This is a genomic window from Paenibacillus sp. FSL M7-0896 (assembly GCF_037975415.1).
GTDB lineage: Bacteria > Bacillota > Bacilli > Paenibacillales > Paenibacillaceae > Paenibacillus_AQ > Paenibacillus_AQ silagei.
This window is the reverse complement of sequence record NZ_CP150250.1, coordinates 1,414,723-1,428,962: the sequence shown is the minus strand read 5'-3', so window position 1 is coordinate 1,428,962 and position 14,240 is coordinate 1,414,723. Positions and strand designations below refer to the sequence as shown.

At 53.5% G+C, this 14,240-nt stretch carries 12 protein-coding genes; 4 read left to right on the top strand and 8 right to left on the bottom strand.

The annotated features are described in order from the left end of the window. Window positions 1-4 precede the first annotated feature (4 nt). The gene (locus MKY12_RS06025; RefSeq protein ID WP_339254652.1) at window positions 5-586 is read right to left on the bottom strand and encodes a TetR-like C-terminal domain-containing protein; all 582 of its coding nucleotides are present in this window, start codon (window positions 584-586) and stop codon (window positions 5-7) included. A gap of 299 nt (window positions 587-885) precedes the next feature. Between MKY12_RS06025 and MKY12_RS06020 the strand changes: the two genes are divergently transcribed. Together MKY12_RS06020 and MKY12_RS06015 are read left to right on the top strand one after the other, a co-directional pair. Further along, window positions 886-2,316 (top strand): DHA2 family efflux MFS transporter permease subunit, encoded by a 1,431-nt coding sequence (locus MKY12_RS06020; RefSeq protein WP_339257351.1) that lies wholly within the window; start codon window positions 886-888, stop codon window positions 2,314-2,316. Window positions 2,317-2,478: 162 nt separating this feature from the next. Continuing rightward, on the top strand, window positions 2,479-2,769 hold the full coding sequence (locus MKY12_RS06015; protein WP_036725809.1) for a hypothetical protein: 291 nt from the start codon (window positions 2,479-2,481) through the stop codon (window positions 2,767-2,769). A gap of 44 nt (window positions 2,770-2,813) precedes the next feature. Here the strand turns inward: MKY12_RS06015 and MKY12_RS06010 are convergent, their stop codons facing one another. Continuing rightward, a complete protein-coding gene (locus tag MKY12_RS06010) occupies window positions 2,814-3,155 on the bottom strand; it encodes a hypothetical protein (protein ID WP_339254650.1) in 342 nt (113 codons plus the stop codon). A 195-nt stretch (window positions 3,156-3,350) separates the two neighbouring features. Beyond that, window positions 3,351-5,729 (bottom strand): ABC transporter ATP-binding protein/permease, encoded by a 2,379-nt coding sequence (locus tag MKY12_RS06005; protein WP_339254648.1) that lies wholly within the window; start codon window positions 5,727-5,729, stop codon window positions 3,351-3,353. Between the two features lie 214 nt (window positions 5,730-5,943). On the opposite strand from MKY12_RS06005, the gene MKY12_RS06000 reads away from it, so the two are divergent. Further along, entirely contained in the window at window positions 5,944-6,618 is a 675-nt protein-coding gene (locus tag MKY12_RS06000; protein ID WP_339254646.1) for a response regulator transcription factor, read from the top strand. After that, on the top strand, window positions 6,615-7,658 hold the full coding sequence (locus MKY12_RS05995; protein ID WP_339254644.1) for a HAMP domain-containing sensor histidine kinase: 1,044 nt from the start codon (window positions 6,615-6,617) through the stop codon (window positions 7,656-7,658). The genes MKY12_RS06000 and MKY12_RS05995 overlap by 4 nt, the downstream gene beginning before the upstream one ends. A 120-nt stretch (window positions 7,659-7,778) precedes the next feature. Here MKY12_RS05995 and MKY12_RS05990 read toward each other — a convergent pair whose 3' ends face one another. The 5 genes from MKY12_RS05990 to MKY12_RS05970 all read right to left on the bottom strand — a co-directional run bounded on the left by MKY12_RS05990 (window position 7,779) and on the right by MKY12_RS05970 (window position 14,202). Beyond that, window positions 7,779-8,138: a hypothetical protein gene (locus tag MKY12_RS05990; protein WP_339313184.1), complete on the bottom strand. Its 360-nt coding sequence runs from the start codon at window positions 8,136-8,138 to the stop codon at window positions 7,779-7,781. A gap of 378 nt (window positions 8,139-8,516) precedes the next feature. Continuing rightward, entirely contained in the window at window positions 8,517-9,197 is a 681-nt protein-coding gene (locus tag MKY12_RS05985; protein WP_339313183.1) for an RAP domain-containing protein, read from the bottom strand. 398 nt (window positions 9,198-9,595) lie between these two features. Then, window positions 9,596-10,762 (bottom strand): Gfo/Idh/MocA family oxidoreductase, encoded by a 1,167-nt coding sequence (locus MKY12_RS05980; protein WP_339313182.1) that lies wholly within the window; start codon window positions 10,760-10,762, stop codon window positions 9,596-9,598. Window positions 10,763-10,790: 28 nt separating this feature from the next. Continuing rightward, on the bottom strand, window positions 10,791-12,395 hold the full coding sequence (locus MKY12_RS05975) for a response regulator transcription factor (RefSeq protein WP_036725823.1): 1,605 nt from the start codon (window positions 12,393-12,395) through the stop codon (window positions 10,791-10,793). Between the two features lie 43 nt (window positions 12,396-12,438). Further along, window positions 12,439-14,202: a sensor histidine kinase gene (locus MKY12_RS05970; protein ID WP_339254638.1), complete on the bottom strand. Its 1,764-nt coding sequence runs from the start codon at window positions 14,200-14,202 to the stop codon at window positions 12,439-12,441. Between the last annotated feature and the right edge of the window lie 38 nt (window positions 14,203-14,240).

Sequence of the window (14,240 nt, the reverse complement as noted above, 5' to 3'; positions counted from 1 at the left end):
GCAATCAATTCGCCCGTAGCGAAGTGATCTGCTTGGCCAGATACTGCGGTGTATACGGCATATCCTCCCGAAGCCAGGCGATGATGGTGCCAATGAGGGCCGCCGAGCCGTACCACACAGCGATGTCCTTCTGTACCGTTACTTCGGAAGCGTCATGCGCGGTAACCCTGCTCTCCACCCGTGCAGAAATAATGTCTGCCATCAGTTTAAAAAGCCGGTCGGTAAATATCGTGCTCTTCCGCGACGTAAGTACGATTTTGTAGAATTTGGCGTTCTCTGCAATATGCACAAGCAGGTGCTCCAGCATCGGCCACTTCTCTTCTGGTGCAGCTCCCATAAAGTCCGTATCCTCTCTCACCACTTCCAGAACCTCCTCAGCCATATCATCCGCCATTTTCTCCAGCATATCCGGGATATCCCGGTAATGCAGATAGAAGGTCACTCGGTTAATTTGGGCCCGCTGCGCAAGGCGGTTGACGGTGATTTTCTCTATGCTCATCTCTTCCATCAGCTCAATCAGAGCCTCTTTGAGGAATTGGCGTGTACGAAGGACGCGCGGATCTGTCCGCTCGTTGAGATTAGTCATATCTATTCGCTCCAATCTGCTCCCGCCCGAGAGCAGGCTACAATTTCAGTCTAAAGTGTCGTTTTTCAACCACATACACTACACATATCCTCTAAGTGTAAACTAATTTACATTTTCCCGAAAATCGTTGCTTGATTACATGATATTTTCATTTATAATCTACTTTATACATTGTAAACTATACGACACATTGTAAATTTAGTCCATGAGTTGGCGGTTTGAAAGGATGAAGAATAGTGAGTAACAAGACAGCAAGCAAAGAAGCCCAGTCCATTTCCAAGGGACCTATTCTTTTCGTAATGATTCTCGGTGCCTTTCTGGCTACGCTGAATCAGACCATTATGAGCGTGGCTACACCGGAGCTGATGCATGACTTCAATATTACGGCGGCCACGGCCCAGTGGCTCACTACCGGCTATATGCTGGTTAACGGTGTGCTGATTCCCATTACGGCCTATCTAATGCAGCGATTTACTACACGGGAGTTGTTCCAGGCCTCGATGTTTATTTTCTTTGCGGGTACCCTTGTATCAGCGCTCGCGGGAAGCTTCCCGGTGCTGCTTACCGGACGGATGATTCAGGCTGCCGGTGCCGGCATTATCATGCCGCTGCTCACCCAGGTTATTTTGACCCTCTTCCCGCGTGAGAAAAGAGGAGCCGCCATGGGGATGGTCGGGCTGGCCATTATCTTTGCCCCGGCTATCGGCCCTACGCTGGCCGGATATATTATGGAACGTTATTCTTGGGAGATGATGTTCTACGGCATGCTTCCACTCACGGTTATGGTCATCGTATGCGGTTTTATTTATCTGAGAAATGTGGCCGAGCGATCTTTTCCCAAAATCGATATTACCAGCGTGATCCTGTCCACCATCGGATTCGGCACCCTGCTCTATGGCTTCAGCCGGGCAGCCAGTGCTGGCTGGTCCAGCGCAGAGGTGCTATTGTCGCTGGCCGCCGGCGCCGTGTCCCTAGGATTATTCATATGGAAGCAGCTCACCTCCGTGAGCCCGCTGCTGGATCTGCGGGCCTTCCAATACAATATGTTCTCCTTGACCACCGTCATCAGTGTGGCGGTTACGATTGTGATGTATGCGGATATGATGCTGCTGCCGCTCTATCTGCAGAATGCCCGCGGCTTCACCGCTATGGAATCCGGCCTGCTGCTGCTGCCCGGCGCGGTGATTATGGGGGCGCTGATGCCGGTCACCGGCAAGCTGTTCGACCGCTTCGGAGCGAAATGGCTCGCCATTATCGGCCTGACGATCACGATTCTGACTACACTCAGCTTCGTGAATCTTACAGACTCGACAAGCTACGGTTATTTGATGCTGATGTCCACCGGCCGCCGGATCGGCATGGCCTTGCTGCTGATGCCGATTCAGACCCTCGGGTTGAATCAGCTGCCCTCCAGGCTGAATTCACATGGTACAGCGATCTCCAATACCGTAAGGCAGGTTGCCGGCGCAGTAGGCACTTCTCTGCTGGTCACCGTGATGACCAGCCGTACCGCCACTCACTTCCAGGAACTCGCAGCCAGCGGCGGAACTGCCGGCGAGACTCAGAAGCATATGGTAATGGAGGCTTCCATCCAGGGCATCAACGATTCCTATCTGGTTATTGTGGGCATCGGCATTATCGGGCTCTTACTCTCCTTCTTCATTAAGCAGGTGGGTCAAGCCAAGGAACCGGCCCTGAAGCAGCAGACCGTTGTCGCCGAGGAGGTCTGAGGAGAGCACCTGCCTGCTGTGCTATTCCATAGGCTGCTGACAGAAGAAGACCCGCGGAGCGCACTCCACGGGTCTTCTTCTACATCCTCGCATATACGTAGCGCTTATAGTACAATGATATCCTGAATGCTTATTATATCAAGAAAAGTAAGAGGTGCCCGAATGGCTATTAATTTCACAAAACCGGTGCTGGATCGTTTAAACCAGGAGATCGCAGAGATGGAAGCCGGTATTACAGAGCTGCAGAAGAAGACCCGCAAGACCAAGCTCAAGATCAACCAGCTGGAAAAAGACTGTAAGCTTAGCTCATCCCCAAGCTCCCTCAGCAGTAAAATGAGCCGTATCACCAAGCTGCAGGCCGAGCTCAAAAAAATCTCCCAGCAGCAGTTAGAGCTGTCCAAGGAGATTAACAAAAAGAAAACGCTGCGCGCCCAGCTGCCTTCTGCGGAGTAATCCCAGACTGCTGCTCCGGCTACCTCCAATGCAAGCGGCTGCTTTTATCTTGAGGGGCTTAGCCGGTCACGCATCCAGACTAACAAATAAATGACGCATAAGAACATCCAAAAGCCATTAGCGAATATACTCTGCTCCAGAACTACGGACAAAAGAATATGGTATGCGCAAGTGAATATCAGCAGTGATACTAACGCTACCGTCATCGTTCTGCCGGATACCTGCTGCGGAAGACTGGTTTTGGAAAGAAAATAAGCAGCGGCTACCGCTACAGTGATCGATAATACGATTCTCAGATTCTGATTCTCCAGCACATCGTGCAAGGTAATAATAGCCGCCAGCATAAGAAAACCTGCAATGACCTGTAACTTGCCTCTGGTCTTCATTTAATCCCTCCTGGATACATGATTAACTCTCTATTTCCTGTTATTTTATCCCACAATATCCCTGTATGTCTGTGATCTATGACGATTTATCATGCGGAAATTAAATGCAGAAAGAACCAAAGGAACGGATTCCCTTGGTTCTTCGTCATTTCATCATTTCGTTATTTCAGTCTGGCTGATCTGGACTACGGCTGGTTATTCACTGCGCAGGGCAGTCACCGGGTCCTTCTTCGCCGCCATCTTGGCCGGAATAGCTCCGCCCAGCATAGTGAGCAGGACGCTGATGACACCAAGAACGAGCGCGTGGAGCGGATTCAGCTGGGCGACATTTTTCAGCTCCGTCAGGTTGTAGAGGACTGCATTGACAGGGATGGTCAGCAGATAAGTGATGCCGATGCCCAGAATCCCCGAGCATGCTCCGATAATGAAGGTCTCGGCATTGAACACCCGCGTGATATCCTTCTTACGGGCACCCAGTGCACGCAGTACGCCGATCTCCTTCGTACGTTCCATCACGGAGATATAAGTAATGATCGCAATCATGATCAGGGAGACCACCAGGGAAATCGCCGCAAAAGCAATCAGCACCATCGTAATCCCGTCCATAATTCCGCCGGAAATGTTGGTGACAATAGCTGCGAGGTCGGTGTACTGTACCTGAGCTTCGGCAGCCTTCCCTTCATTCCACTTATCGAGATAAGCCGTTACAGATTCCTTGGCGCTGAAATCAATCGGATACAGCGAGACTGCGCTTGGAATATCCGTGGCCCCCAGCGCTGCAAGGGCATTCTCCTTCGTCATGGACGACATGCTGGCTGCCGCTGCCATCCCGGCGTTCACTAGCGGCATCTCGCCCATTCCGGTACCGGAGCCTCCGCCTGCGACCCCCTCCGACAGGGCTTGCCCCGTCAATACATTGATATCAGATTTCTCTTGTGCGAGTACAATTTTCGATTTCTGTGCATCTGCAATGAAGGAAGCCGCCAGCTCATCGGAGTAGACCAGGCCGGGCGACAGCGTTGAGATTGTCGACCCCTCCTGTGCGCGCAGCACACCGACAATATTAAGTGTTACTGCCTTAGGGCTGTTGTAGAGGTCATTCAGATTCCCTCCGGTTGCATTGACTACAAACTGTTCACCATTTTGCTTATAATAATCATTGTTCATGACCAGCTTAAGCGGAGTTCCGACCAGATCACTCAGATTGATACTCTTTGCTTCATAATCCAGTCCAAGCGCATTCACTGCTCCATCGGTCAGACGGTTGTACTGATCCACGATCAGCACAAGATCCGTCTTCTCTGTCGGGAATTTCCCCTCCAGCAGATCATAGTATTGCTCCAGATAGCTGCCCGAGGCACTGCCCTGTTTGCTTGGATACGGTGCTACTGTGATCTTGCTTTTATCCAGAACCGACGCTTTGTCCCCATTCTTCACCAGCCAGTTCATATTCACGGTACGGGTGTAAGAGACGCCGTCAATCAGCTTGGGATCGATTCCGTCAAGGTACTCGATATACTCCTTGGTCAGCACGTTCGTGTGGATGGCTGAATTCACCGTAGGGTCGTATGGATACAGCTTTTTCTCAGCCGGATAGGAGGGGAGCTCCGTTGTTTCCTGGCCTGGAGGACCTGCATTCTGCAAATTCATTGCCGTCTGGTTGATGGAGATCGGGAAGTTGGATAAGGCCCCGGTTTCATAGGAGCTGATCTGTTTGTCGAAGCCATTGGACAGGGACAGGATCAGGGCAATACCGATGATTCCGATACTGGAGGCAAAAGCGGTCAACCCCGTGCGCCATTTCTTGGTGGCAATGTTTTTGCCGGATAATTTGAGGGCTGTGAAAAAGCTCATGCTTGTCTGCTTCAGCTTATACGCACTTGAGGTCTTCTGTGTAGGCAGCGGATTGCTGTCCGAGATCGCATGACCATCCGAGAAGCGGATTACGCGGTCTGCATAGTTCTCTGCCAGCTCAGGATTATGGGTAACCATGATGACGAGCTTATCCTCGGCAATCGACTTGATCAGCTCCATGATCTGCTCACTGGTCTCCGAATCCAAGGCTCCGGTAGGCTCATCGGCCAGGATAATATCCGGATTGTTCGCGAGCGCACGGGCAATCGCCACACGCTGCATCTGTCCGCCTGAGAGCTGGTTCGGCTTTTTGTGCACATGATCCTTAAGTCCGACCTTCTCCAGTACCTCCAGCGCCTTGCGGTGCTTCTCGGCTGAAGATACCCCGCTGAGTGTCATCCCCATCTCCACGTTGTCTGTGATGCTTAAGTGCGAGATCAGATTATAACTCTGAAAAATAAAGCCGACACTGTTATTGCGGTACGCATCCCACTCGCTGTCCTTGAAGCGCTCCGTCGATTGGCCGTTAATGATCAGCTCTCCGCTGTCATACTGATCCAGTCCGCCGACGATATTAAGCAGCGTGGTCTTGCCCGAGCCGCTCTGGCCCAGAATCGCAACGAACTCACTTTCTCTGAAATTGAGATTTACTTTATCCAGTGCAACTTGAGTGAATTCGCCGGTCTTATAGCTCTTGGTAATGTTTTTTAATTGCAGCATTGTCCAGTCTCCCTTTCCATTCCTATACTCTTATTCTCTGTAGGTGCGACACACTTCCTGTCCTGCTGTTCCCCAGTATAATCGTCCAATATAAACTAAACCTAAACTCCCGGTTGAGATTAAGTTGATCTTGATGAGGTATACTTAAAAAACCACAGAACATATATACAGGCTATACGTTCTATAACATGGAACCGTTCCAGGAGGAGAACCTATGTTTACTATTCTTGTAGTTGAGGATGACGCCAAGCTGCGGCAGCTCTTCTGTACTGTACTGACCAGACACGGCTACCGCACGGTTCCGGCTGTGAATGGCGAGGATGCGCTGGCGATGCTGGATAAGGAATATATCGATCTGATGATCTGCGATATTATGATGCCCGTGATGGACGGCTTCGAGCTGACACGGATGATCCGGGACAACAATAGTCAGCTTCCGGTCCTGATGGTGACGGCGCGGGAGAATTTTGCCGATAAGCAGCAGGGCTTCCTCGTTGGCATTGATGATTATATGGTCAAGCCGGTCAATGTGAATGAGATGCTCCTGCGTGTGGGGGCGCTGCTGCGCCGGGCCAAAATCATCAGCGAACGCAAAATCGAATGGGGAGAAACGGTGCTGGACTATGATGCGTTAACCGTGATTCAGGGGCCTGAGCGCATCGTGCTGCCGCAAAAGGAATTCTATCTCCTCTATAAAATGATCTCTTATCCGAATAAAATTTTCACCAAGCAGCAGCTCATGGATGAAATCTGGGGGATGGACTCCGAGTCGAATGAGCATACGGTGGTGGTTCACATTAACCGGCTGCGGGAGCGTTTCAGGGACAATCCGGATTTTGAAATCGTCACGGTCAGAGGGCTTGGCTATAAGGCGGTGAAGCAGGGATGATTCGGGGAAGAGACAGGGGGCTATGGTGGTATTTCGTCTCAATGGTGTTCGTGATCATTCTGTTCTTTGTCTTCATCCTGGGAGTCATAGCCTTCCTGTATTACCGGCTGGGCAATCATACCAGGGAGCACGGCAATCCGTTTCCGCCCGTTCTGACGATGATGCTGTTCAGCCTGGTCGTCGGGACCACGATCACTATTATGGTGGGCAAGAAGATCCTGGCCCCGATTACAGACTTCAGCAAGGCAGCCAAAGAGATTGCAGACGGCAACTTCAATATCTATCTGAATGAGTCCCACCGGATCAATGAGATCAGTGAGGTGGCACATCATTTCAACCTTATGGTTCAGGAGCTTCGCAGCATCGAGACCCTCCGTAATGACTTCGTCGTGAATGTGTCTCACGAATTCAAGACGCCCATTGCAGCAATCGAAGGTTACGCCATGCTGCTGCAGGAAGAGAATCTGAGCAAGGAAGAGCATAACGAATATACCGGAATGATCATTGAGAGCTCACGGCAGCTCTCCAACCTGTCCGGTAACATCCTTAAGATATCCAAGCTGGAGAACCAGGAGATGCTCTCCGAGCTGGCCGAATATCCGCTGGACGAGCAGCTCCGCCAGGCCCTGCTGCTGCTGGAATCCCTCTGGTCCGCCAAGCAGCTCAATCTGGATATTGAGCTGGATGAGCAGCGGTATTATGGCAACGAGGAGCTGATGATGCAGGTGTGGCTTAATGTGATCGGCAATGCGATCAAGTTCACGCCGGAGGGCGGAACGATCTCGGTCGCGCTCCACTCGGACGGGGCCTGGATCTCGGTGGTCATCGCGGACACCGGCATCGGCATGACCCCGAAGGTGCGCAAGCACATCTTCGAGAAGTTCTACCAGGGCGACCCCGCCCGCGCTGCCGGGGGCAACGGCCTCGGCCTGCCGCTCGCCGCGCGCATCATCAGCCTGAGCAAAGGCACCATTGAGGTGCGCAGCGAGCCGGGCCAAGGCTCGGCGTTCACGATCAAGCTGCCGGTGGGCGGGGGGTGAGGGTTAGTTGAGGGGTTAGTTGTGCGCTCCCTTGCGGCCGCTTATGACGGGATCAGGCGGAATCTGGTGCACTAATGCTCCTCATTTCCGCCTACCCCACTTTCTGCGAATTCAGGAGCACTAATGCCCCTCATCTCCGCCTCGCCGCCGACTTTCTCCGCATTCAGGGGCACTTGTGCCCCTCATTTTCGCTCGCCACCGACTTTCGCCGGATTCAGGGGCACTTGTGCCCCTCATCTCCGCCTCGCCGCCAATTTTGCCGGATTCAGGGGCACTTGTGCCCCTCATCTCCGCCTCGCCGCCAACTTTGCCGGATTCAGGGGCACTTGTGCCCCTCATCTCCGCCTCGCCGCCAACTTTGCCGGATTCAGGGGCACTTGTGCCCCTCATCTCCGCCTCGCCGCCAACTTTGCCGGATTCAGGGGCATTAATGCCCCTCATCTCCACCTCGCCACCGACTTTCTCCGCATTCAGGGGCACTAATGCCCCTCATTTCCGCCGCGCCGCCAACTTTGCCGGATTCAGGGGCACTTGTGCCCCTCATCTCCGCCTCGCCGCCAACTTTGCCGGATTCAGGGGCATTAATGCCCCTCATCTCCACCTCGCCACCGACTTTCTCCGCATTCAGGGGCACTAATGCCCCTCATTTCCGCCGCGCCGCCAACTTTGCCGGATTCAGGGGCACTAATGCCCCTTATTTCCGCCTGCCGCCGACTTTCGTCGGATTCAGGGGCACTAATGCCCCTTATTTCCGCCTCGCCGCCGACTTTCTCCGCATTCAGGGGCACTTGTGCCCCTCATCTCCGCCGCGCCGCCAACTTTGCCGGATTTAGGGGCACTAATGCCCCTCATTTCCGCCTACCATATCTCTGAATCAATGAAACTATGAATCAGCTCGTACCGGCAGACTCGACTACTATCCTGCGCCAAAACGGGTTTAAATTTGCCTTTCTCACATAGAATATTGATATATTTCCTCGCAGTCCGCCGATTTACTCCAAGCCCCTCCACCACATCCACCGGCCGAATCATCCCATTCATCCGGCTCGCCATCCGCAAGATGTCGCGCTCTATCCTCGTAAATTGACTGCTCCCCTCCGAACTGGTTTTCAACAAACTTGGGGTTAGCAAAGCTTTCAGCAGGGAGATGGTCTGCTCCGGTGCAGACTCCAGATCATCGTACGGGATGGCGATGACGCGGTATCCGGCAATCTGCAGATACGTCTCCCGGTTCAGCTCTTGGCGGTATCTGGTCCGGTCCGTGTTCTGAACATGCGTCCCATATCCCTTGATCTCAATAGCGAACTTAACCTGTCCAGGCTTCCACACAAAATCCACAAAATACGGCCTGCCCCGCCAATCGGCAACCTCGTACTCCGGATGAAGATCATCCAACTTCCCGAAAATCGGCCACCATACCCGCTCCACAAACATTTGCTCCCCATGCCGGTGCCCCCGCTCCAGCCGGTCCAGACGTTCCCCCGTCCTGCGTTTCTTATGATACTCCAGCCATCTGTGATGCTCTTCAGCAAATCCCATTCCTCTCGTCCTCCTCAATAAAATTGACTCTCTCCCCGCAAACAGAGGTTGATCATCCCACTTGCTCACTTACTTCTTGGGGCGTCAAAACCTAAAGTTACTGACATATCCACGCACAAAAAATCCCGCACCCGATCAATCAGGGTGCGGGATGTGCTTCATCCGTTTTTCAGATTATAGTACCGGCTTGCTCCCCCCGTCAATAACATACTCCACTCATACAGTGACTTCGCATAAATAAATGCCTTTCCACTGCGAAAATGGCGGGGCCAATGTCCGCATGAGGCCGGGGTTTGAGCGAAACGAAGTTTGATCAAGCACACATACAGCCACAGCAATAGCTCAAGCCGGGCCAGAATGTGAGCAGCATAACCAGCAGCTACACTCCCGCCACAACCCTACTTCCCCTCCGCCCAGCACATCCGCTCTGCTCTTACGGCTTCGCCGGACTCAATGGCCTTCTCAATCAGCTTGCCGAGGTATACATCCTGCGAGGCTTCCTCCAGTCCGTAGAAGCCGGGGCCGCCAGCCGCATAGAGGGCCATCTTATCCAGACAGGACGCAATGGCGAGCTCGTCATCGTACAGCCGAGCCGGGGCGAACGGGTTGTTATACAGCCATTGCTCTCCGCAAATTATCCCTTGGAGGTAATAGCCTTCGGCATTCTCCTGTTCTCCACGGTTGATGCGCTTCAGCTCCATTTGCAGTGGCACCAGATTCTCCTGCTGGATCAGCACCCGGTTGTCGAAGATCTCCCCGCGCTCTCCGCGCACGCTAAGATGATTCGAGCGCGTCCATGAGCGGTGCTGGTCCTTGGTGAAATCGTAAAGGCCCAGCCGGTCTCCAAAATCCAGCCAGGCCAGATCCCTCTGCAGCGGAATCAGCTTGTCTTCAGCCGGAGGGCCGCTGCGGGTTGGTCCGCCAACCCAGCTGGAGTCGAACCGCATCCCCCGGATGACCGCCTCCTCGAACCCGATGCCGAGCATCCTGCGCATCAGGGCTGCCCCATGATACAGATGGGATACCGAGACCGTCGTCTCGGTGATTCTGCCCAGCCTGCCGGAGCGGATCAATGACAGCCGCGCCTCCTGGACCGGATGGTACGGGTACTGCTCTGCGACTTGTATCCAGGCCCCGTGCACAGTCAGCTCCTTATGCAGCTGCTCCAGCTCTTCCAGACTGGAGGCAGGCGGTGTCTCTGTCAGCGCCGGAAGGCCAATCTCGGCCAGCTGGTACAAATAGTTCATTGCCGCCCCGCCGCTGACGGAGACTACTGCGAAATCCGGGTCCTCATTCCGCAGCAGCTCGTCAAGGGAACGGTATGTCTGAACACCCCACGCAGCTTCTATCTCCTGTCCCTGGGCCCGGTCCCTGACTACAAGGCCGCCGATCCGAAACAGGTCCGGCAAGACCCGGGCAATTCGTAAATAATACTGTGCGCGGAATCCTCCTCCGCCGATAATGCTGAAGTTAACGGGCATACCCCTGTCCTCCTTGATGACACATTGATGTTGATGCAGCTCAGCCGCAAGTCCCTGCTCTGTCATCGCGGCTTCTATCATCATACTTGTCTCTAGCGGATTATATGTGTCATCATTTGATCAGCTCCGTGGGATTCATGCCGGTGATCTTCTTGAATAGAGTACTGAAATAAGGAATGTTCTTGTAGCCAACCCGCTCCGCCACTTCATAGACCAGCATATTGCGTTCCATGAGCAGCTCCCTGGCCTTCTCAATCCGTACCCGGGTCAGGTAATTGTTGAAGGTCTCCCCGGTAATGTTCTTGAAAATAATCGACAAATGATTCCGGGAGATGAACACCTTATCCGACAGATCAGCCAGCGTAAGCTCCTCGGCATAATGCTCATGAATGTAGTTCGTCATGAAATCAACGACCTGCCGGTGCTTACTGCTGCCCTTCCATTGACGGCTGGCACAGATGGCTGTGATTTTGGCGGACAACCAGCTTGCCAGCTGGTCGGGTATGGCCAGGTTGCCGATCTCCTGGGCAATCTGGTCATTGGTGAACAGATCATCGAGCACGAATCCGGACTCATACAGGGAGTAGGTGATAATGCCCCATAGCTCGCTGCCGAGCATCTGCACATAGCTGGCGGAGACCCCTTGCTGCGCTTGCAGCTCGGTAATGTATCCGTATACAAGCTGCTGCGCCTCCGCCTCCTGTGAAGCCTTCATCGCGGCGGCCAGCTTGTAAGAGAACTTCACCGGGAAGAGCACCCCACGGTCCTGCCCGCTGCTGTGGCTCTCCCGGTAGCAGTACACCTCATAGGCCGGACTGATCCGTAAGGCTCCGTGATCCATGGCGCGGAACGCCTCCTCCGTCGATTCTGGAATCTTCGTCCATGTATCCTTCAGTCCTCCAATCCCTATGCGGACTACCAGCCTGAGATACGAGTGGATGCTGTCGACCAGCCGGGTCCCCAGCTCCTCCAGCTGCTGTGTGCATTCTGCCTCGGGGTGAATAATCAGCAAGGCCCGGTAGCTGTTCAGCTCAGTGTATTCCATATTAGCGTAATGCTTGCGCGTAACCTCACAGGCAATGTTACTGACTGCGAAGCGCAGCAGATTCCAGTCCGAGACCGAGAAGGAGCTGGCCCGGTCATCACGGATCAGCTCGATCCCTATGCTTGCATGCCTGCCTTCCAGCCAGTAATGATACGAAGGCGGAAGATGGGAATTGTTCCGGTACGAAGGCTCCAGGGTGCCGACCGCAGCGGACCGGACCCATTCCTTCTCGACAAAAGGCTCATACAGCATCATTTTCAGCTCCAGCTCGCCTTGTCTGATCACCTTCTCCTGCTCTCTGAGCAGCTCTGCAATAACCTTGTGCAGGATCGTTCTAAGCGTAGGCAGACTGATCGGCTTGGAGACATAGTCACTGACCTGAAGCCGGAGGGCTTGTCTGGCATGCTCGAAGTCTGAATAACCGCTTAGAATAATGATTTTGCCCTTGAAGCCCTCGTTCCTTAATTGCTCCATCATCTCCAGGCCGCTCATTACCGGCATATAGATATCCGTGATTACAATGTCCGGGCTGGTTGCCCGGATCATCGCCAGACCGTCCTCCCCGTTCAGCGCCTCACCGGCCCATTCCGCACCCAGCTCCTCCCATGGAATCGCCCGTTTCATCCCCTGAAGTACTTGGCGCTCATCGTCAATAATAGCGATCTTCCACATCATGTCTGCCTCCTTAAGCTTCTCTGGCCCGCAGCAGCTGTCCTCAGCCTTCCTTCGCAGCGAGAGAAGCAGTCAGTATCTGTGCCGGAGCCTCTGTGAGCAGCGGCAGAACAATCTCTACCCGGGTCCCTCCCTCTTCACGTTCACTCAGTGTAACCCCGTAGTCATTTCCGAAATATCCGGCAATCCGCTCTCTCACATTCCGTATGCCATAGCCGCCGGTATGCCGCCTGTGCGGCCGCGCCTCCGGCTGCTTCAGGCCTGCCCCGTTATCATCAATTATAATCTGCAGCGTCTCCTCTACCTTAGTTAAGGAGATCCAGACATATCCGCTGCGCTGCTTATTGAAGCCGTGCACAATGGAATTCTCCACGAACGGCTGCAGGGTGAGCTTGGGAAGATAAGCCTCCTGAAGCCCCGGTTCCACCTCGATCGTGTACTCCAGACCGTCGCCCCAGCGGAGCTGCTGGATTTCGAGATAACACTGGATATGCTGCAATTCCTCCGATACCATAATGAAGCTTGCCCCGTTGGATAAGCCGATCCTGAACATCTGGCCCATCAGCTCCAGAATCCGGCTCAGCTCATCCTGTCCGGCCTCAATTGCCATCCAGTTGAGCTGGTCCAGCATATTGTAGAGAAAATGGGGATTGATATTGGCCTGCAAGGCCTCAATCTCCGCTTTGCGCTGCTGCTCGTACCGCCGCTCCAGCGACAGGTACAACTCCTCGATACGCTCGGTCTGCTTGCGGTAGCCGGAGAATAAATAACCGAATTCATTCTCGTAGTCGCTTGGCAGCTCTTCCTTGTGCCCGCCGACTGAATATATTCTCATAGCGCTTACAAGCTGCTTAATGGGCTTGGAGAATTGCCTGCTCAGATAATGCGTCAATAGCAGGACCAGCAGAATCGCTCCAATCCCGATCAGCCCGATCCATTCCGCCAGCTCCAGACTGCTTGCCGTAATCTGCTTCCAGGAGGTGAACTCAATCAGCGTCCAGATGGAATTATCCATTCTGGAGTAGACCAGCAGCGTATTGCCGGTATCCTTATCGCCGGGAATGTGGACATAGCCGGATTTGTTGCTCTTGAGGTCGATCCATTTCGACCACTCGCTCTGCTCCAGCGTCTCCCCGATGCTCAGAATCTGCTTGCCGGCGCTGTCCGCCATGATCCGGTTCGACCCGGAGGAGTTGCCGGTCAGCAGCGCACGGATTTCCCTGGCTTTAATATGAACGACAAGCACACCGAGATAGTCGTTCTCGTTCATGATTTTCCGGGCGAAGCTAAGCACCGGAATGTCTCCCTGCACACTGGGAATGGAATGTTCCCCCGACCAGGCGAAATCGCTTTTCACCAGATTCCTGGCCCAGGACTGTTTATCCAGATCGCGAATATTCCGGAATTGGATATAGCTCTGGCCGTCGCTCGGCATCGGCTCATCCATATACAGGTCAATCCCTTGAATCAACGGAATGGCATAGGTCAAATTGCCAAGCGCACTCTCAACGCTTACACGCTTGCGGTACCGCTCGAAATCATCCTGCCTGTTTAAGAGAAAGGTCGTCAGCTCGTTGTCCCGGGAGGTGGATAGTGAGATCTGCTCAATCATATCGAGCCGGGTGGTAATCTCATTGTTCAACTCATCCAGCAGCCGCTGCTGATAATGGGAGGTGGTCTGTACAAGGGCCTTGGAGGAGTTGCTGTAGCTGGTCCAAGCCGTTACCGCTATCACCAGAATAATTATAATGGCAAAGCTGTGAAAAAACAGACGGTCGATCCTGTACTTTTTAAAAGGATTGGTCAAGCGATCCCCTTCCTTCGCCTCCGCTTCATACGAAATAA